Source organism: Kitasatospora sp. NPDC098663 (genome assembly GCF_044760075.1).
Lineage (GTDB): Bacteria > Actinomycetota > Actinomycetes > Streptomycetales > Streptomycetaceae > Kitasatospora.
On the sequence record NZ_JBIWAP010000020.1, the window covers coordinates 134,899 to 156,417 of the forward strand.

Consider the following 21,519-nt stretch of genomic DNA (forward strand, 5'->3'; position numbering starts at 1 on the left):
ACGGGAGAGAGCAGCAGTGACCAGGACCCCAGCGACGGCCCCCGCCGACACCGACATCGCCGTCGTCGGCATCGGCGCCCGCTTCCCCGACGCCGACGACCTGGCGGCCTTCCGGGCCAACCTCGCCGCCGGCCGGGACTCCGTCGGGGACATGCCCGCCGCCCGGGCCGCCGCCACCGGACTCGACCCGGACGCGGGCTACCTGCCGATGGGCCACCTCGCCGACGTCCACACCTTCGACCACGCCTTCTTCGGCCTCTCCCGGCGCGAGGCCGCCCTGATGGACCCCCAGCAGCGGATCGCGCTGGTCCTCGCCCACCAGGCCGTCGAGGACGCCGGCCACGCCGCGAGCGCCCTGCGCGGACGCCAGGTCGCCGTGGTGCTCAGCGCCGCCGCCTCCGGCTACCTCGGCGCCGCCACCGAGCCCGGCCCGCTCAGTGCCCTCGGCAACGTGCCCTTCGCGCTGCCCGCCCGGATCGCCCACGTGCTCGGCTTCGAAGGCCCCTGCTACGCCGTCGACACCGGCTGCAACGGCTCGCTCGTCGCCGTCCACCAGGCCTGCCGCGAACTGCGCGACGGCGAGGCCGAGTACGCGCTCGCCGGCGGCTTCAGTCTGCGCCCCGGCGGCCTGCCCGCCCGGCAGACCGAAGGCATGACCGAACTCGTCTCCCCGAGCGGCCGCTGCCGGGCCTTCGACGCCGACGCCGACGGCACCGCCAGCGGCGAGGGCGGCGCCGTCCTGCTGCTCACCACCCTCGGCCGGGCCCGCGCCGACGGCACGCCCGTCCACGCCGTGATCCGCGGCAGCGCCGTCCGGCACAACGGCCGCGCGGCCGCCACCATCAGCACCCCGAGCGCGCCCGCGCACGCGGCGGTGATCGGCGCGGCCTGGCGCGCCGCCGGGCTCGACCCCGCCCTGGCCGGCTACCTGGAGGCGCACGGCTCCGGCACCCGGCTCGGCGACGCCGTCGAACTGGAGGGCCTGGCCCAGGTGTTCGGGCCGCGCGGGTTCGGGGCGCGGGGCCGGCGGCTGCCGATCGGCTCGGTGAAGACCAACGTCGGCCACCTCGACCACGCGGCCGGGATCGCCGGCCTGGTCAAGGCCGTCCTCGCGGTCGGCCACGGCGAGCTGTACCCGTCCCTGCACTTCCGCCGGCCCGTCGACGAGGCCGCCCTCGAACCCGTCGAGGTGGTCACCGCGCTGCGCCCCTGGGAGGGCGAGGAGCGGATCGCCGGCGTCAGCTCGTACAGCCTCGGCGGCATCAACGCCCACTGCGTGGTCCAGCGGCCGCCCGTGCCCCCGCGCGCCGACCGCCCGGGCACCCCCCGGCTCGTCGGCGTCTCCGCGCGCAGCCGCACCGCGCTCGCCCGGCTCTGTGCCGACCTCGGCACCGCGCTGACCGGCCCGGCCGCCCGCGACACCGACCTCGACGACGTCGCCCTCACCCTCAACTCCGGGCGCACCCACTACGGACACCGGGCGGCGGTGTGGGCCCGCGACACCGCCGGACTCGGCCGGGCCCTGCTCGAACGGGCGGCCCGGCTCGACGCCTCGGCCCCGGCCGGCGGCGCCCCGCGCGGCGGCCGGACCAGGCCGCCCGCCGTCTGCCTGCTGCTCTCCCCGGACGCCGCGCCCGACGCCCCCGGCCCGGCGGAGCCGCCCGAGGCGCTGCCCGCCACCGGCCCGGCGGCCCGGCTGCTCGCCGGCCAACTCGCCCTGCACCGCGAGCTGTCGCGCTGCGGCGTGCCCGTCGAGACCGTGCTGAGCAGCGGCGTCTCCCGGTACGCCGCCCGGTACCTGCTCGGCACCCTCACCGCCGAGGACACCCGCGAACTCGCCACCGCCACCGCCACCGGCGCCGAGGCCGCGCCGCCCGACCGGGACCGGCTCGTCGCGGCGGCCGAACGGCTCGCCGCCGCCGGACCGGTGGTGTTCCTCGACCCCGGCCCCGGCGGCGTCCTCGGCCGGCTGCTCGCCGAGCGGTTCGGCCCGGAGGGGCAGGACGGCGCCCGGCTGGTCACGGCCGCCGGCGGCGGCGACGGAGGCTTCGCCGCGCTGCTCGGCCGGCTGTACGAATGCGGCCTGGACCTGGACTGGCCGGCGCTCGGCCCCGAGCCCGGCACCGCCCGCCGGCTGCGCCTGCCCGGACACCCGCTGGCCGCCACCCCCTGCTGGATCCGGCCCGCACCGGCGGCCCCCGCCCTGCCCGTGGCGTCCGTCGTGCCCACCGCGCCCGTCGCGTCCGCGGCGCCCGCCGTCGAGCGCACCGGGACCGGCCCCGCCGAGGACCCCGAACGCTGGCTCGCCGAAGTCCTCGGAGAACTCCTGCACAGCGAGCAGCCGCCCGGCCCGGAGGCCGACTACTTCGAACTCGGCGGCAACTCGATCATCGCCCTCCAGCTCGCCGACCGGATCCAGACCCGCTTCGGCTTCCGCCCCCGGCTGCTCGACGTCTACGAACACCCCGCCGTCGGCGCGTTCGCCGACCTCATCCGCCGCCGGGCCGGCGCCCCCGCCGCCCCCGCCCTGCCGCCGATCACCCCGCGCGACACCCCCCCGGTCACCTCCTTCGGCCAGGACCGGATCTGGTTCCACCACCAGCTCGACCCCGACACCACGCTCTACAACCTCCCCATGGTCAGCCTGATCAGCGGCCCGCTCGACGTCGACGCCGTCCGCGGCATGTGGCACGACCTGATGCTGCGCCACGAGGTGCTGCGCTCCAACTTCGCCGAGGAGGACGACGAGCCGGTGCTGCGCGTCCGCCCGGAGCCCGGCGACTTCTTCACCTTCCATGACGTCTCCGCGGATCCGGACCCGCTCGCCGCCGCCCGCGAACTCGTCCGGCAGGCCGCCGAGCACCGCTTCGACCTCGCCCACGACCCCCTGGTGCGGGTGCTCGTGGCCCGGACGGCCCCCGAGCAGCACGTGCTCCAGGTGACCATGCACCACGCCGTCAACGACGGCGCCTCACCGCGGATCTTCGAAAGCGAGCTGCCCGAGCTGTACGCCGCCCGCCGCGAGGGCCGCCCGCACCGGCTCGCGCCGCTGCCGGTCCAGTTCGCCGACTACGCGGCCTGGCAGCGCGAACTGGTGGCCGGCTCGGCCCTGGACGGCGAACTCGCCTACTGGTGCGAGACCCTGCGGGACGCGCCGGTGCTGCGGCTGCCCACCGACTACCCGCGCCCGGCCCGCAAGGACCACGCCGGCGACCTCGCGGTGTTCACCGTGGACGCCGCCCTGATGCGGGAGCTGCGGCGGCTCGCGGCCGACCGCTCCGTCACCCTCTTCGTGGTCCTGCTCGCCGGCCTCTACCTGCTGCTGGCCCGCCGCAGCGAGCAGGACGACCTGGTCGTCGGCATCCCGACCACCGGGCGCAACCGGCCCGAACTCGAAGGCCTGATCGGCTTCTTCAACAGCACCGTGGCGCTGCGCGCCGACCTGTCCGGCGCCCCGTCGGTGACCGCCTTCCTGCACCGGGTGCGCGCCGTGGTGCTGGAGGCCCTGGAGCACCAGGAGATCCCCTTCGACCGGGTCGTCCAGGCGCTGACGGACGAGCGCGATCCGGGCCGGAGCCCGCTGTTCGACGTGTTCTACGTGCACCAGGAGCTGCCGCCGATCCAGCAGATCGAGGGCACCTCGACCGGGTACTTCGACATCGGCCACAGCGCCGGCAACCTGTTCGGCGGCCTGCCGGCGGGCACCGCCAAGTTCGACCTCACCCTGATCACCTCCGACCGGGTCGGCGACGACGCCATGACCGCCTGCCTGGAGTTCAGCACCCGGTTGTTCACGAGTGAGACGGCGGCCGCTTTCGTCGCGGAGTACACCGAGCTGCTCCGTGAACTCGCTTCCACTGACGGAGAGTTGCCTATCTCCAGGCTGTGGGCCGGGGCGCCGGTTCCCGCCTCCGCCGACGCGGCCCCGGCGGCCGGCCCGCCCGGGGCCGTGCGGCTCGACATCCCCACGGACCGCCCCCGCCCGGGCCGCCCCGACTACACCGAGCGCAGCGTCACCGTCCCGGTCGACGAGTCGCTGCGCGGCGCCATCGCCCGGTCCGGCCCGCACCCCGACCGGGTGCTGCGGGCCGGCTGGCTGGTGCTGCTCTCGTGGATCTCCGGCCAGGACGAGGTGGCGGTCGGCCTCCCCGGCGGAGCTCTGCTGCGGGCCGACCTCGCCGACGAGCCCGCCTTCACCGACCTGCTGGGACGAACCACCCCCGACGGGACGGCCGGCCCCGGAGCCGAGCCCCCGGTCCGCTCCCGGGGCGACGGGGACGGCGGCGGCGGTGACAGCGGCAGCGGCAGCGGCGTCGGCCTGCGCGGGGCCGAACTCGACCTGGGCTGGCGGGCGGAGAGCGGCGCCGCCCCCACGGCGCTGACCGTGCACTACGCCCCCGAACTCTTCGACCCGCCGACCGCGACCGGCTTCGCCACCGGCCTGCGCGAGCTGCTGCGCGGCCTGCTCGCCGAACCCGACCGCCCGGTCCACGACGTGGCGGCCGACTACGCCGACTACGCGGACCAGGCCGACTACGCGGACTGCGCGGACCACGGCGACGCGCCCGAGACCGTGACCCCGCACTCCGACGACGACACCGTGAGGGCCCTGTGAGCAGCTTCACCGCCACCCCGCTCGACGCCGCCCGGCGTGCCGTCCTGCGGGACACCCCGTCCCTGCCCGCCGACTGCGTGGCGCGCCTGGTCCGCTTCGAGGGCCCGGTCGGGCCGGACCGGCTGCGCCGCGCCGTGGCCCGGGCCCTGGCCGAGCGCCCGCACCTGCACACCGGCTACCGCGCCGCCGCCGGGGGCGGCCCCGGCCTGCTCCGCCCGGCCGACCCGGCCCAGCCGCCCGCCGTCGCGGTGATCGACCTCGACCCGGAGGAACTGGACGGCTGGCTCGCCGCCGAGCTCGTCCGCCCGCTCGACCTGCTCGGCGGGCCGCTGCTGCGCCACGTGCTGATCCGCCGGTCCGACGGCGGGCTCAGCTGGTTCCTGCGCCACCACCGGCTGGTCGACGACGACGCCGGGCTGGCCGCGCTCGTCCGCCGGGCCGGTGAGCTGTACGCCGAGGACGGCGGGACGGCCCCGGCCTCCCTCGCCACCCCGGCCTCCCTCGGCACCCCGGCCTCCCTCGGCACCCCTGCGCCCGCCCCGGACCCGGACGCCGACCGGCCAGCCGACCGGGCGTACTGGCGGGAGGTCCTGGGGGCCGCCGGCCCCGAGCCCGCCGCCGCCCGCCCGGCCGGGGCCACCGCGCCCCCGGCCGAACTGCCCTGGCTGCCGGTGGCCGACCCGGCCGCACTGGCCCGGGTCGCCCGGGCCGGCGGCGCGGGCCCCGCCGCGGTGCTGCTCGCCGCCGCCGCCGTCCACGCGCACCGGCTGACCGGCGCCCGGGAGCTGCTGCTCGGACACTGGCGCCCGGCGCCCGGCCCGGGCGGCCGCGGCCTGGTCGTCCCGGTGCGCCTCGCCCCGGCCCCCGGGCTCAGCTTCACCGCCGTCCTGCGGCAGGCGGGCCGCGCCCTGCGCGCGGCCCGCCGCCACGACCACCGGCCGGACCTCGACCTGCCCTGGGGCCCGTCCTCCGGGTACGGCCTGGTCACCGGGATCGCCGACAGCGCCGAGCGGGTGGCGTACGGCCCCGGGACGGTCGCCGTCCTGGCCCGCGCCTGGGGCGAGCCGCTGCCCGGCCTGTTCCTGCGCGCCGACCCCACCCCCGGCCCGGCGGACCGGGACGGGGCGTGGCGGGTCGCCGCGGGCGGCCACGGCGCCGATCCGGCGGCCCACCGCCGGCTGGTCCGGCTGCTGGCTCGGCTGGCGGCCCGGCCCGACGAGCCGATCCACTCCTTCGACCTCGCCGGCGAGGACGAGTTGGCCCTGCTGCGGAAGGCCAACGCCACCGGACACGCGGTGCCCGAGACCACCGTGCCCGCCGCGTTCGCCGCCCAGCTGGCGCGGACCCCGTCCGCCGTCGCGGTGCGCGGCGGGGGCGAGGTGCTGGACTACGCCGAGCTGGACGGGCGCTCCGAGCGGATCGCCCGGCTGCTCGCCGGCCTCGGCGTCGGCCGCGAGGACGTCGTCGCGGTGCTGCTACCCCGCACCCCCGCCCTGGTCGCGGCCGTGCTGGGCGTGCTGAAGGCCGGCGCCGCCTACCTGCCGGTCGACCCGGGCCACCCACGCGGCCGGGTGGAGTTCGTGCTCGCGGACGCCCGACCCCGGGTGGTCCTGACCACGGCGCAGCTGGCCGCCGCCGTGCTGCCGGAGCCGGCCGCCGACGGCCCGTCCGTCGTCCTGCTGGACGAGCCCGCCGCCGAGCCCGCTCCGGTCGAGAACGTCGCCTCCGCGCCCGCCGGGGTGGAGCCCACCGGCCCGCTGCCCGGCAACGCGGCGTACGTCATCCACACCTCCGGCTCCACCGGGACGCCGAAGGGCGTGGTGGTCACCCACCGGGCCGTGGCCAACCTCGCTGCCTGGGCGGCGGCCGAGCTCGGCCCCGAGGCCCTCTCCCGGGTGCTCGGCTCCACCTCGCTCTCCTTCGACCTGTCGGTCTTCGAGCTCCTGGTGCCGCTGTTCGTCGGCGGCAGCGTCGACCTGGTGGACAACCTGCTCACGCTGCTGGAACGCCCCGACTGGTCCGGCAGCCTGGTCAACACCGTCCCGTCGGTGTACCAGCAGGTCGCCCGGGCCGAGTGGGTGCGCGAGCGGGCGACGACCTACGTGTTCTGCGGCGAGCCGCTGCCCGCCGCGCTGGTCCGCCGGGTGCACGCCCGCAACCCGGACGCCCGGGTGCTCAACCTCTACGGCCCCACCGAGGCCATCGTGTACGCCACGGCCGGGGCCTGCCCGCCCGGCGCGGACGGTGAGCCGTCGATCGGCGTGCCGATCGGCAACGTGCGCGCCCACGTCCTCGACCCGGCCCTGCGGCCCGCGCCGGTCGGCGTCACCGGCGAGCTCTACCTGGCCGGGGACTACCTGGCCCGGGGCTACGCCCACCGGCCCGGGGCCACCGCCGAGCGCTTCCTGCCCGACCCGTTCGGCCCGCCCGGCGCCCGGATGTACCGCACCGGCGACCTCGCCCGCTGGACCGCCGCCGGGGAGCTGGAGTACGCCGGCCGCACCGACCACCAGGTGAAGATCCGCGGACACCGGATCGAACTCGGCGAGATCGAGGCCCGGTTGACGGAGCTGGACGGTGTCCGGCGAGCCGTGGTGGTCGCCACCGACGACGGCGAGGGCGACCGCCGCACGACGGCCTTCCTGGTCGCCGCCGAGGGCCGCCCGGCCGATCCGGAGGCCGTCCGGGCGGCGCTGCGCGAGGTGCTGCCCGCGCCGCTCGTCCCGGCCGCCCTGGTCTTCCTCGACGACCTCCCGACCAACGCCAACGGCAAGACCGACCGCGGCGCGCTCGCCGCCCTGGCCGCCGGAGCCGCGCCGGGGACGACGCCCGAGCCGCCCGCCGCCCCGGCCGCCGGCCCCGTCGAGGTGCTGCGCGAGCTCTTCGCCGGCGTCCTCGGCCTGCCCGGAGTCGGCCCGGACGACAGCTTCTTCGCCCTCGGTGGCGACAGCATCCGCTCCATCAAGCTGCTCCGCCGGGCCCGCCGGGCCGGGCTGGCGCTCGCCCCGGAGGACGTGTTCGCGCACCCGACCCCGGCCGGACTCGCGGCCGTCGCCACCGCGCTCGACCCCGCCGACCAGGGCGCCGGCCGGCCCGCCGACGGCGAACTGCTCCCGCTGGACGCCGCCGCCCGCGCCTGGTTGCGGGACCGGTTCCCGGGCCACCGGGACGTGCTGCCGCTGACACCGCTCCAGGAGCGGCTGCTCTTCCCCACCCGGCACGGCCAGGGCGGCGGCGGGGCCTACGTGATGCGGCTGTGGATGCTCTTCGACGGGCGGCTCGACCCGGTGGCGCTGCGCCGCGCCGTCGAGGCGCTCTGCCGCCGCCACCCGAACCTGGCGGCCGGGTTCGTCCGCCTCCCCGACGGCCGGCCCGTCCAGGTCGTCCCGGACCGCCTGCCGCCGTTCACGGAACTGGACCTCAGCGGCCTCACGGCGGCCGAACAGGAGGCGGAGACCGAGCGGTTGGCCGCCGAGGCCAGGACCACCCGGTTCGACCCGGCCGACCCGCCGCTGATCCGCTTCACCCTGCTGCGGCTGGGCCCCGGGGAGGGCACGGGAGCGCAGCGGTACCGGCTGGAGGTGGTCGCCCACCACACCCTGATCGACGGCTGGTCCAACCAGCTCCTCCTGCCGGAGCTGTTCGCCCTGTACCGGGACCCGGCCGGGCTGCCCGCGCCGGTGCCGCTGCGCGCCCACCTGGCCTGGCTGGCCGGCCGGGACCACGAGGCCGCCCGCCGGGCGTGGCGCGAGGCCCTGGCCGCGCCGATCGAACCCACCCTGATGACGCCGCCCGGGCTGCCGCCCGCCGCCGGGTGGCCGGGCCGCCGCTACCGGCCCCTGGGCGAGGAGCGCACCGAACGGCTCGGCGCCCTCGCCGCCGGGCTGGGCATCACGCTCAACACCGTGCTCCAGGCGACCTGGGCGCTGCTGCTGGCGGAGCGGACCGGCCGCCCCGACACCGTGTTCGGGATCATCGTCAACGGCCGCTCGCCGGAGCTGCCGGGCTCCGAGTCCGTCATGGGCTTCCTGATCAACACCCTGCCGCTGCGGATCACCCTGCGGCCGGAGGAGTCGCTGGCCGGGCTGCTGACCCGGGTCCAGCGCGAGCAGGTCCGGATGATCGCCCACCAGCACCTGGGAATCCCCGCGATCCAGCGGGCGACCGGCCTCGGCGAACTCTTCGACACCGTCATGGTGTACGAGAACTTCCCGCAGTCCGGCGACCAGGGCGACGCGCTTCCGGGGGTGCGGATCACCGGCTCGGGCAGCGAGACGGCCGCGCACTACCCGCTGTCGCTGATGGCCATCCCCAGGGACGGCGGGCTGGAACTCGACATCCTGCACCGGGAGGACGCCGTCGACGCCGAGGCCGCCGACGCCCTGCTGGCCCGGCTGCTGGGGCTGCTCGACACCCTCGTCGCCGAGCCGGACACCACCGTCGGGGCCCTCGGCCTGCTCGCCTCCTGGCCCGCGACCGCCGGGCCCGCCCGCATCCCGCTCCCCGCCGCCGACGCCCCCACGGACGCCACCGCCACCGCGGACGCCGCCGTACCCGCGCCGCCCGCCGACGGCCTGGAGCCCATGCTGGCCACCCTGCTGCCGCTGCGTTCGACCGGCACCGGCGCGCCGCTGTTCTGCGTGCACCCGGCCGCCGGGATCGGCTGGACGTACGCGGCGCTGCTGGGGCCGCTCGGCGACCGGCCGCTCTACGTCCTGCAGTCCCGCGGCCTCGACGGCCGGGGGCCGCTGCCGGCCGGCCTGGAGGAGGTGGCCGAGGACTGTGTGCGGGAGATCCGCGCCGTCCAGCCCGACGGTCCCTACCACCTGCTCGGCTGGTCGTTCGGCGGCCTGGTCGCCTACGCCGTGGCCGCCCGGCTCCAGCAGCAGGGCGCGGAGGTGGGCCTGCTCGCGATGCTCGACAGCTACGTGCTCGCCGACCTGCCCGCCCGCTCGGAGGCCGAGGTGCTCGCCGAGCAGGGCCACGTCCGCAACGCCCTGCTGCGGCTGACCGGGGTCGACCGGCCCGCCGACGCGCCCGCGCCGACCGCCGAGGAGTTCCTCGCCCTCGCCAAGGACTCCGACTCGCCGCTCTCCGTCTTCTCCGAACACCACCTGACCGCGCTCGCCGAGGTCTACGACAACAACGTCCGGCTCGGCCGGGCCTTCCGCCCCGGCGGGTACCGCGGCGACCTGCTCCTCATCGAGGCCGTCCCGGAGACCAGCGGGCCCGTCCAGGACCCGGAGAGCTGGCTGCCCCACCTGGACGGCGGCCGGCTGCTGCGGCACCGGACCGACCACGGCCACCAGGACCTCGGCGGCCCGGCCGCCCTCGTCGACCTCGCCCCGGCGCTGCTCGACCGGCTCGGCGACCCGTCCGACCCGTCCGGGCCGCACGCGTCACAGGGCCCGCACCAGCCGCACGAGCCGGAGAGGAGCTGACCGGATGTCCGCCACGCCCGCCACGCCCGCCCGACGATGGCCGCTCACGGCCCCGCAGGCGGGAATCTGGTTCGGCCACGAGGCCGACCCCACCCGGCGGCGGTTCACCGCCGGCCAGTACGTCCAGTTCCACGGCGCGATCGACGAGGAGCTGTTCGAACGCGCGCTGCGGGGCGTGGTGGCCGGCAGCGAGAGCCTGAGGGTGCGCTTCGAGCCGACCGCCGACAGCGCCGTCCAGATCATCGAGGACGCCGCCGACTGGCCGCTGCACCGGCAGGACCTGCGCCACCACGAGGACCCGGCCGCCGCCGCCCGCGCGTTCCTCGCCGTCGAACTCGCCCACCCCTACGACCTGACCGCCGGCCCGTCCTTCGACCACTTCCTGCTGCGGACCGGCGAGGCGGAGTACCTCTGGTACCTCCGGATCCACCACATCCTGTGCGACGGGGTGGGCGGGGCCGGGCTGATCCGCCGGGTGGCGGCCGAGTACACGGCGCTGCGCGCGGGCGAGCCGGCCTCCACCGGCGTGCACGACCCGCTCCAGGCCCTGCTGGACGACGACGCCGCCTACCGCGCCTCCGCCCGGTTCCGCACCGACGCCGCCTTCTGGGCCGAGGAGTCGGCCGGCCTCGGCGACCCGCCCCGCCTCGCGGGCGGGCGCGGCGCCCCGACCGGCTCGGGCCCGCGCCCGCCGGTCGCCGTCCGGACGGAGCTGTCCGCCGAACGCTGGGCCGCCGTCCGCGAGCGCGCCGGCGCGGGCTGGACGGCGCTGTTCCCGGCCGCGCTCGCCGTCGCGCTGCACGCCGACACCGGCGAGGGCACGGCGGTGATCGGCCTCGGCGTCCGCGGCCGGGACGCCGCGCTGGCCCGGCGGGCCCTCGGCATGACGGCGAACGTCGTCCCGCTGCGGCTCGCCGTCGACCCGGCCGCCACCGTCGGCGACCTGGTGACGGCCACGGCGGACCGGGTCCGGGCCGCGCTGCGCCGCCAGCGGTACCGCTTCGAGGACCTGCTCCGCGACACCGCCGCCGCCCGGGGCGACCGGCCGCTGATCGGCCCCACCCTGAACCTGCTGCCGCTCGACCCGGACCTGCGGTTCGGCGGGATCCCGGCCACCGTGCACGAGGTCTCGCCGGGCGTGCCCGAGGACTTCGCGCTCGGCGTCTACGACAACGGCCGCGCCACCCTGCCGGTGTTCGCCGACGCGGTCGGCGACTACCCCGAGGACACCGTCCGGGCCCACCTGGACCGGGTGCTCGACCTCGTGACGGCGCTGGCCGAGGCGCCCGAGGGGCTCCCGGTCGGCCGGCTGCGCACCGGCGGCGCCGTCGCCCTGCCCGCGCCCGCGTCCGGGTCCGGGTCGGCATGGACCGGCCAGGACGGCGACACCCTGGTCTCGCTGTTCGAACGGCAGGCCGCCGCCCGCCCGCAGGCACCCGCCGTGGTGCTGGGGGAGACCGTCCTCAGCTACCGCGAACTCGACCTGCGCGCCGACCGGTTGGCCCGCCGGCTCGCCGCCCGGGGCGTGCGCCGCGGCGACCTGGTGGGCGTCGCCCTGCCCCGCTCGCCGGACCTGGTGGTCGCGCTGCTCGGTGTCCAGAAGGCCGGCGCCGGCTACCTGCCGCTGGATCCGGACTACCCGGTCGAGCGGCTGCGCGCGACCATCGAGGACGCCGCGCCCCGGCTCGTGGTGACGGACGACTCCGCCCGGGCGGCGCTGCCCGACGGCGTCGGGACCCTGCCCGTCGACGGCGCGGACGAGCCCGCCGACCGGCCGCAGCCGCAGCGCCCCGCCCCGGACGGCGTCGCCTACGTCATCCACACCTCCGGCTCCACCGGCCGCCCCAAGGGCGTCCTGGTCACCCACCGCAACGTCACCCGGCTGCTCGCCACCACCGCCGACCGGTTCGGCTTCGGACCGGACGACACCTGGACCCTGTTCCACTCCTACGCCTTCGACTTCTCGGTCTGGGAGCTGTGGGGAGCCCTGCTGCACGGCGGCCGGCTGGTCGTCGTCCCCCGGGACACCGCCCGCTCGCCCGAGGAGTTCCTGCGCCTGCTCGCCGACGAGCGCGTCACGGTGCTCAACCAGACCCCCTCGGCCTTCACCCAGCTGGCCGCCGCCGACGCCGCCCACCCCGGCCCGAGCACCCGGCTCGCCCTGCGGTACGTGATCTTCGGCGGCGAGCAGCTCGAACCCTGGCGGCTCGCGGACTGGTACCTGCGGCACCCGCAGGACGCGCCCCGGCTCGTCAACATGTACGGCATCACCGAGACCACCGTGCACGTCACGGCCGGCGACCTCGACGCCGCCGCCGTGGCCTCGGGCACCGCCACCATCGGCCGCCCGCTGCCCGACCTGCGGGCGTACCTGCTGGACGCCGCCCTGCGGCCGGTGCCCGACGGCCTGCCCGGCGAGCTGTACGTGGCCGGCCCCGGCCTCGCCCGCGGCTACCTCGGACGCCCCGCGCTGACCGCCGGCCGCTTCACCGCCGACCCGTACGGCCCGCCCGGCAGCCGGATGTACCGCAGCGGGGACCGCGCCCGCCGCCGCCCCGACGGCGAACTCGAACACCTCGGCCGCACCGACCGGCAGGTGAAGATCCGCGGCTACCGCATCGAGCCGGGGGAGATCGAGGCCGTGCTCGCCGCGCTGCCCGGCATCTCCGGCGCGGCCGTCCTCGCCACCGAACGGGAGTCCGGGCACAAGGCGCTGACCGCCTACCTGCTCGGCACCGGGGAGGCCGTCCGCGCGGCCGCCGACCACGCCCACGCGTCGCTCCCGGCCCACCTGGTGCCCGCGGCCTTCGTCGCCGTCGAGGCCTTCCCGCTGACCGCCAACGGCAAGCTCGACGAGCACCGGCTGCGGGCCCTGGCGGCCAGGACGGCGGACGGCCGGGGCCGGGCGCCCAGCGGCGAGCACGAGACCCGGCTGCACCGGCTGTTCGCCGAACTCCTCGGGGCCGAGGGCTTCGGCGCGGACGAGAGCTTCTTCGCCCTCGGCGGAGACTCCCTCTCGGCGAACCGGCTGGTGGTCCGCGCCCGGGCCGAGCTGCCCGCCGAGCTGACCGCCGGACTGACCATCCGGGACGTCTTCGCGGCCCCCACCGTGGCCGGTCTGGCCGCCCGGACCGGTGCCCGTGCCGCCGCCCGCCAGGGTGCGGCGGCGGCCGGCCGGGCACGTCCGCAGCGCCCGCAGGCCGGCCCCCGCCCGGAGCGCATCCCGCTCTCCTACGCCCAGCGCGGCCTGTGGTTCCTGCACCGGCTCGGCGAGCAGGCGTCGACCTACCACGTCCCGCTCGCCGCCCGGCTGACCGGGCCGCTCGACCTGGCCGCGCTACGGGCCGCCGCAGGCGACGTCCAGCAGCGGCACGAGAGCCTGCGCACCGTGTTCCCGGCCACCGACGGGCAGCCGTACCAGCGGATCCTCGACGACCCGCCCCTCCCGCTGACCGTCCGGCACCCCGACCCCGCCGACCTGGACGCGGCCGTGCACGAGGAGGTCCACCGGCCCTTCGACCTCGAACACGGCCTGCCCTGGCGGCTGGTGGTGTTCACCGCCGGGCCCGGCACCCACCTGCTGCTGATCGTCCTGCACCACATCACCGCCGACGAGCAGTCGCTGGGCCCGCTGACCCGCGACCTCGCCGCCGGCTACGCCGCCCGGGCCCGCGGCCGGGCCCCCGAATGGCCCCGACTGCCGCTCCAGTACGCCGACTTCACGCTCTGGCAGCGCCAGGAGCTCGGCCCGGGCGGCGAGCCCGGCAGCCCGCTGGCCACCGAACTGGCGCACTGGCGCGAGACCCTGCACGCCGCGCCGGGGCGCACCGCGCTGCCGGTGGACCACGAGCCGCCGCCCGGCACGGCCCTGCGCGGGGCCACCGCCGAGTTCCGGTGGGGTGCCGAACTGGTGGCCGCGGCAGCCGAGTTGGCGGCCGGTCGGGGAGCCACCCTGTTCATGGTGCTGCACGCGGCCGTCGCCTGCCTGCTGGCCCGTTCCGGAGCGGGCACCGACTTCGTCCTCGGCACGGTCACCGCCGGCCGCGCCGACCCCGCCCTGGACGACCTGGTCGGCTACTTCGCCCAGCCGCTCGCCCTGCGCACCGACCTCTCGGGCCGCCCGGGCTTCGCGGAGCTCGTCGACCGCGTCCGGCACGCCGACCTCACCGCCTTCGCCCACGACCAGGCACCCTTCGACCGGGTCGTGGACGCCCTCGCACCCGACCGGAGACTCGGCCGCCACCCGCTGTTCCAGGTGATGATCACCCTGCATGGCGGACGCCGACCCGCGCTCACCCTGCCCGGCCTGTCCGGCGCTCCGCACCGGTTCGAGCGGGTGATGGCCAAGTTCCCACTGCTCTTCGAGTTCACCGAACAGCCGGACGGCACGGTGCGCGGCGTCCTGGAGTACAGCACCGGCCACTTCCGCCCCGAGACCGCCGAGCGCCTGGCGCAGGGCCTCGGCCGCCTGCTGGCGGCCGCCCTGGCCGACCCGGCGGCACCCGTCGACACCCTCGGCACCCTCGACGTCCTTGGCGCCCTCGACCTGCCCGACACCTCCGGCCCGGCCGCCCGCCCGCTCCCGGCGCCCGCCGCCGCCCGCCCGCAGCCCGTCACGGCCCCGGAGGGCGGCTCGCCCGCCGAGGAGCAGCTGCGGACCCTGTTCGGCAGCGTCCTCGGCCGGGCGCGGCCGGGGCCGTCGGAGGGATTCTTCCGGCTGGGCGGGGACAGCATCCTGGCGATCCAACTGGCCACCCGGGCCCGGTCGGCGGGAGTGCTGATCACGCCGAAGGACGTGTTCACCCACCAGACCCCGCGCGCCCTCGCGGCCGCCGCGGCCGTCGTCCCGGACGGGGGCCGCGCCCCGGCCGCCCGCCCGGCGGCGCCCGCGCCGCCCGGCGGGGAGCTGCCGCCCACCCCGATCGCGGACTGGCTGGCGGCCCGCGGCGGACCGATCCACGGCTACGCCCAGTCCCTGCTGTGCGACGTGCCGCCCGGCGCCACCGAACACACCCTGAGCGCCGCCCTCCAGCAGCTCGTCGACCACCACGACGCGCTGCGGACCCGGCTGACCGGGGCCCCGGGCGAGCCGCTCGCCTTCGAGATCCGGCCCGCCGGGACCGTCCCGGCGGCCCCGCTGCTGCACCGGATCGACCTCGCCCGCGAGGGCCTCGCCACCACCCCCGGCCGCGACCCGGCGCCCGCCCTGCTGGAACTCGTCGCGGAACAGCGGCACGACGCCCGCCGCCGCCTCGACCCCTACCGGGGCGAACTGCTGCGGGCGGTCTGGTTCGACGGCGACCAGGGCGGCCTGCTGCTGATGGTGATCCACCACCTCGCCGTCGACGGCGTCTCCTGGCGGATCCTGCTCGACGACCTCGCCCGGGCCCACCGGGCCGCCGCCGACGGCCACCCGGCCGACCTCGCCGCCGTCCCCGTCACCGCCGCCGACTGGGCCCGCGCGCTGCGGGCCGCCGAGGCCGACCCGGCGGTCGCCGCCGACCGCGACCACTGGCACGGCCTGCTGACCGCCGGCACCGGGACCATCGGCACCCGCCCGCTGGACCGCACCCGGGACACCGTGGCCGGGGCCGCGACCCTGCGCACCACCCTGGGCGGCGGCCCGACCGCCGCCCTGCTGACCGACCTGCCCGACCGGCTCGGCGCCGCCGTACCGGAGATCCTCCTCGGCGCCCTCGCCGCCGCCCTGCACGGCTGGCGCGCCCGCAGCGCGGACGGCCCGCTCCTGGTGGACGTGGAGGGCCACGGCCGCGACCCGGAACTCGCCGCCCTCGACGGCCTCGACCTCTCCCGGACGCTGGGCTGGTTCACGGTCATCCACCCCGTCCTGCTGGACACCGGCCCGGCCGGACCCGACACCGGGGGAGCGGCCCCCGCCGACGAACCGGCCCGCGCCGACGACCTGGCCCGCGCCGTCGCGGCCGCCCGGCAGCGCCTGCGCGCCACCCCCCACCGGGGCCTGACGTACGGGCTGCTCCAGCGGTCCGGCACGCTGCCCGACCGCCCGGCCCCGATCGCCTTCAACTACCTGGGCCGCTTCGACACCACCCGACGCGGCCCCTGGCAGCCCGTCCCCGGCACCCTGCGGGGCGAGGCCGACCCCACCCTGCCGCTCGCCCACACCCTCTCGGTCGACGCCTTCGTGGAGACCGGCCCGGACGGCCCGCGGCTGCGGGTCGAATGGGCCTGGCCGGCCGGGGTGCTGGCCGCCGACGCGGTGGCCGAACTCGCCGCCCGCTGGGAGCAGGCCCTCACCACCCTGTCGTCCGCCGGCCCGCCCCGGGCCGAGGGTCCCGCAGCCGACGCCCGGTCCGAGGAGCCCGCCGAAGCCTGTGCCGAAGCGCCCGCCGAGGCCGCCGTCCTGCTGCCCGCCACGCCGCTCCAGGCCGGCCTGCTGTTCCACTCCCGCTACGCCGCCCACGACGGCCGCCGCGACCCGTACCTTGTGCAGCTCGTCCTGGACCTCACCGGCGCGATCGACCCGGAGCGGCTCCAGGACGCCGCCCGGCGGCTGCTCGCGCGCCATCCGCAGCTCGCCGGGGCCTTCACCAGCGGCGAGTCCGGCCCGCCGCGGCAGGTCGTGCCGGCCGAGGTGACGCTGCCCTGGCGCACCGTGGACCTCGCCGGACGGGCGGAGCGGGAGCAGTCCGCCGACGCCCGGCGGCTCGTGGCGGAGGACCGCCGGCCGTTCGCGGTCGACACCCCGCCGCTGATCCGCTTCACCCTGCTGCGGCTGGCCGCCGACCGGTGGCGGCTCGTCTTCACCCACCACCACCTGCTGCTGGACGGCTGGTCGGTGCCGATCGTGCTGCGCGAACTGCTCGCGCTGCACCAGGGCGTCGACCTGCCCCCGGCGCCGTCCTACCGCCGCTACCTCGACTGGCTGGCCGGGCGCGACGACGCGGCCGCGCGCGGCGCCTGGCGCGCCGCCCTCGCCGGGGCCGAGCCCACCCGGGTCGGCCGGCCCGCGCCGGCCGGCGGCGAGGGCTCCGACGACGGCCCGTCGACGAGCGTCTTCACCCTGCCCGCCGGGCTCACCGCCGGGCTGCGGGCGCGCGCCGCGCAGTGGGAGGTGACGCTCGGCTCCCTGGTGACGACGGCGTGGGCGCTGGTGCTCGCCCACCTCACCGGCCGCGACGACGTCCTGTTCGGCACCACCGTCGCCCAGCGCCCGGCCGAACTGCCGGAAGCAGAGCGGCTCGTGGGCCTGCTGATCAACACCGTGCCGGTCCGGGCCCGGCTGCATCCGGGCGAGCCGCTGCGCGAGCTCGCCGCCCGGCTCCAGCGGGAGCGCACCGCGCTGCTGGACCACGAGCACCTGGGGCTCACCGCGGTGGAGGAGGCCGCCGGCGCCGGGCGGCTCTTCGACAGCTCACTGGTGTTCGAGAACTACCCGCTGGACGAGGCCGGGTTCGTCGAGCCCGCGCCGGGCCTGCGGATCGGCGCCGTCGAACCGTTCGACGGCACCCACTACCCGCTCTCGCTGGTGGTGCTGCCGCGCCAGGGCGGCCTGGACGTGCGGCTCCAGCTGCGCCCCGCCGAACTGGACCGGTACCTCGACGCGGACCGGCTGCGCACCGTGCTGACGGCCGCCTGCGCCACCCTGGCCGGTCCGGGCGCGGACGCGCTGACCACCGGCCGGGTCGACCTGCTGCCGCCCGTCCAGCGGGCGGGGCTGCGGGCCTGGGGCACCGGCCCGGCGGCCGACGCCGCACCGGTGTCGGTGGGCGCGCGGTTCGAGCGGCTGGCGGCCGACCACCCGGACCGGATCGCCCTGCGCCACGTCGGCGGCGCCGGCACGAACGGCACCGCGACGGACGCCGCCACCACGGACGCCACCACCACGTACGGCGCGCTGAACGCCGACGCCAACCGGCTGGCCCACCACCTGACGGCCCTCGGGGTACGCCCCGGCACCCGGGTCGCCGTACGGCTGCCGCGCTGCCCGGAGGTGCCGGTGGCGATGCTGGCGCTGGCCAAGCTCGGCGCCGTCTGCGTCCCGCTGCACCCGGGGTTCCCGGCCGAGCGGCTGCGCGCGCTCGCCGCCGAGGCGGGCACCGAGCTGCTGCTGGACGCCGAGGTGTTGGCGGCGGCCCGGCAAGCGGGCGGGAGTGCGGACGATCCCGGCGTGGAGGTGCCGCCCGGGCAGGTCGCCCAGTTGCTGTACACCTCGGGCTCGACCGGCCGCCCCAAGGGCGTGGCGGTCACCCACCGCAACATCCTCGCGCTGGCCGACGACCCGCTGTGGCACGGACCCGATCACGACCGGGTGCTGTTCCACTCGCCGCACGCCTGGGACGCCATGGTGTACGAGCTGCTCATGCCGCTGCTGACCGGCCGTCAGGTGGTGGTGGCCCCGCCGGGGGAGCTGACCCCGGCGGACTACGCCCGGGCCGTCGAGCGCGGCGGCGCCACCGCGGCCTGGCTGACGGCGGGCCTGTTCGACCTGCTGACCGAGCAGATCCCGGCGGCCCTGGCCCGGTTGCGCCTGATCTGCACCGGCGGCGACGTCGTCCCCCCGGCGGCGCTCGCCCGGGCCCGGCGGGCCGCGCCCGGCCAGCGGCTGCTGGACCTGTACGGGCCGGTGGAGAGCACGACCTTCGCCCTGGGCCACGAAGTCCCGGCGGGCCCGGTCCGCGAGGGCGAGGCCGTCCCGATCGGCCGCCCGCTCGCGGGGACCAGGGTGCTGCTGCTGGACGCCGCGCTGCGCCCGGTGCCGCCGGGCGTCCCCGGTGAGATCCACCTGGGCGGCGAAGGCCTGGCCGCGGGCTACCACGGCGCCCCGGCCCGGACGGCCGAGCGCTTCGTCGCCGACCCGTACGGCCCGCCGGGCGGCCGGCTGTACCGCACCGGCGACCTGGGCCGGTGGGACACCGAGGGCCGGCTGCACTTCCTGGGGCGCGCGGACCGGCAGGTGAAGATCAACGGGTTCCGGATCGAGCCGGGCGAGATCGAGGCCGCGCTGTGCGCCGAACCGGAGGTCACCGCCGCCCGGGTGGTGCCGCACGGGGCGGGCCCGGCGGGCCGCTCGCTGGTCGGGTACGTGGTCGCCGACCGGCCGGTGGCCGCCGGCGAACTGCGCCGCCGGCTCGCCGGGCGGCTGCCGCGCCACCTGGTGCCCGCCGTGCTCGTCCCGGTCGACACGCTGCCGCTGGACGCCAACGGCAAGGTCGACACGACCGCCCTGGGCCCGCCGCGGCGGGCGGCCCCGGGGCCGGCCCGTTCGCCCCGCCGGGAGGTCCTGGCGGCGCTGTTCGCGGAGGTGCTGCGGGTGCCGGCGGTCGCGCCGGAGGACGACTTCTTCGCGCTCGGCGGCAACTCGATCGCCGCGATGCGGCTGGCCGGGCGGATCCGGTCCACCCTGGGGGTCGACGTGCCGCTCGTCGAGCTGTTCGACGCGCCCACGGTGGCCGGGCTGGACCACCGGCTCGACCGCGCCGCCCGTACCGGCGGCACCGACGGCGGCGCCCCGGCGCTCGGCGACCGGACGACCCGGCCCGACCGGCTGCCGCTCGCCCCCGCCCAACTGCGCCTGTGGACGGCCAACTACCTGGGCGAGCACCGCCCGGACTACCTCACCACCCTGGCCCTCGACCTCACCGGCGGGCTCGACCCGGCCGCGCTGCGGGCCGCCCTCGGCGACCTGGTGGCCCGGCACGAGGCCCTGCGGACCGTCCTGCCGTACGGCCCGGACGGCCCCGAGCAGCGCATCCTCGGGCCCGCCGACGCCTCACCCGACGCCCCGCCCGCCGACGCCGACCTCGCCGAGGCCTTCCTCGCCGCCGTCCCGTCCGCCGCGCCCCGCCTCCTCGACGTAGCGCCGGAGCGGCTGGACGCCTGGATCGCCGCCGAACTCGACCGCGGCTTCGACCTGTTGACCGAACCGCCGCTGCGCACCGCCCTGCTGCGCAGCGGCCCCGACCGGCACACCCTGCTGCTGGTGCTGCACCACGCGACGGTGGACGGGCACGCGCTCGAACCGCTGCTGGCAGACCTGCGGTCCGCCTACCGGGCCCGGGCGGCCGGCGGGCCGCCGCGCTGGCCGGCGCCCGCCGTCCAGTACGCCGACCACGCCCTGTGGCTGCGGCGGCGGCTCGGCGACGAGGACCGCCCGGAGAGCCCGGCCGCCCGGCAGGCCGCCTACTGGCAGGGCGCGTTGACCGCCCTGCCGCCGTGGCGGGGCCTGCCGGACGCCACCGGCGCCCCGGGCGCCGGGCCGGGCATGGCCGGCACCGTCCGCTTCGCCCTGGACCCGGGGGAGCACCGCCGGCTGGCGGCCGCCGCCCGGGCCTGCTCGGCCGGCACCGGGATGGTGGTGCAGGCGGCGTTCGCCGCCGCGCTGGGCGACCTCGGCGCGGGGCACGACCTCCCGATCGGGGTGCCGCTGGCCGGCCGGGACGACGAGGCGCTGGACGGCGTGGTCGGCTGCCTGGTCAACACCGTGGTGCTGCGGGTCGACACTTCCCCTCGCGGCGCCGGGGACGCTCCTACCGGCGCCCCGACGGCCCGCACCCTGGTCGGGCGGGTCCGGGAGCGGCTGCTGGCCGCCCACGCCCATCAGGACCTGCCGTTCGACCGGGTGGTGGAGTTGGTCAACCCGGCCCGGCAGGCGGGCCGCCAGCCGCTGTTCGGGGTGGCGCTCTCCCATCTGGTGCGGGCCGAACCGGCCGACGGCGGGCGGTGGGACGACGCCGTGACGGCCGCCGAGCGGCCCGTCCCGATGGCCCGCACCGCCGTCGACCTGCTGCTCCAACTGGTGGAGCGGCGGACCGCGGCCGGCGCACCCGGCGGGCTGGAGTGCGCCCTGGTACACGCGCTGGACGGCTGCGACGAGCCGACCGCCCGGCGGGTGGTGGCCGCCTTCCGACGGCGGGTCACCGAGTTCTGTGACGAGCTGAACGACGAGTTGAACGACGAGGTCGACGGCGAGCTCAACGACGAGCCGGCCGACGAGTTGGACGACCTTGCCCAAGAGCACGACCACAACCATGAAGTGAGGGTCCGATGAGCAGCACCAACCCCTTCGACGACGAGCAGGGCGCGTTCCTGGTCCTGGCGAACGAGGAGAACCAGCACGCGCTCTGGCCCGCCTTCGTCGACGTGCCCGCCGGTTGGCGCAGCGTGTTCGGCGAGGAATCCAGGCAGGCCTGCCTGGACTACGTCGAGAAGAACTGGACCGACCTGCGCCCGCGCAGCCTCGCCGAGGCGATGGACGCCCGCGTCGACTGAGCGCGATCGGCCGGTCCATCAGGGATGTTCCGCCCTGGCTTAAGGATCTCCCGTCCCCCGCAAGTGAACTGACAGCATGTCAGGGACGGGCGCGGGGCCGGCCCGCAGGAACGAGTGCGGCGCGCCTGGGTTTCCCCCACGCCCGGCCGCGCCGCCGGCGAGCCGGCCCCGGAGCCCCGCAGGCACCCGATTGCCGCCCGTCCGGACCGCAGC

At 77.9% G+C, this 21,519-nt stretch carries 4 protein-coding genes; all 4 read left to right on the forward strand.

The features are described 5' to 3' along the window. The first annotated feature begins 16 nt into the window (after positions 1-16). The 4 genes from ACIQVZ_RS22415 to ACIQVZ_RS22430 are packed head-to-tail and all read left to right on the forward strand — an operon-like array spanning position 17 to position 21,306. Positions 17-4,615 carry a condensation domain-containing protein gene (locus tag ACIQVZ_RS22415; RefSeq protein WP_402452379.1) on the forward strand — a complete coding sequence of 1,533 codons (4,599 nt, stop codon included), beginning with the start codon at positions 17-19 and terminating at the stop codon, positions 4,613-4,615. Beyond that, a complete protein-coding gene (locus ACIQVZ_RS22420) occupies positions 4,612-10,056 on the forward strand; it encodes an amino acid adenylation domain-containing protein (protein WP_402452381.1) in 5,445 nt (1,814 codons plus the stop codon). The genes ACIQVZ_RS22415 and ACIQVZ_RS22420 overlap by 4 nt, the downstream gene beginning before the upstream one ends. Positions 10,057-10,060: 4 nt before the next feature. After that, positions 10,061-21,085 (forward strand): amino acid adenylation domain-containing protein, encoded by an 11,025-nt coding sequence (locus ACIQVZ_RS22425; RefSeq protein ID WP_402452382.1) that lies wholly within the window; start codon positions 10,061-10,063, stop codon positions 21,083-21,085. Further along, entirely contained in the window at positions 21,082-21,306 is a 225-nt protein-coding gene (locus tag ACIQVZ_RS22430; RefSeq protein ID WP_063349723.1) for an MbtH family protein, read from the forward strand. The genes ACIQVZ_RS22425 and ACIQVZ_RS22430 overlap by 4 nt, the downstream gene beginning before the upstream one ends. Positions 21,307-21,519 lie beyond the last annotated feature (213 nt).

Bases quoted from the DNA above. Each gene is read 5' to 3' on its own strand.
- ACIQVZ_RS22425 (WP_402452382.1), top strand. From the start codon at position 10,061: ATGTCCGCCACGCCCGCCACGCCCGCCCGACGATGGCCGCTCACGGCC.
- ACIQVZ_RS22430 (WP_063349723.1), top strand. From the start codon at position 21,082: ATGAGCAGCACCAACCCCTTCGACGACGAGCAGGGCGCGTTCCTGGTC.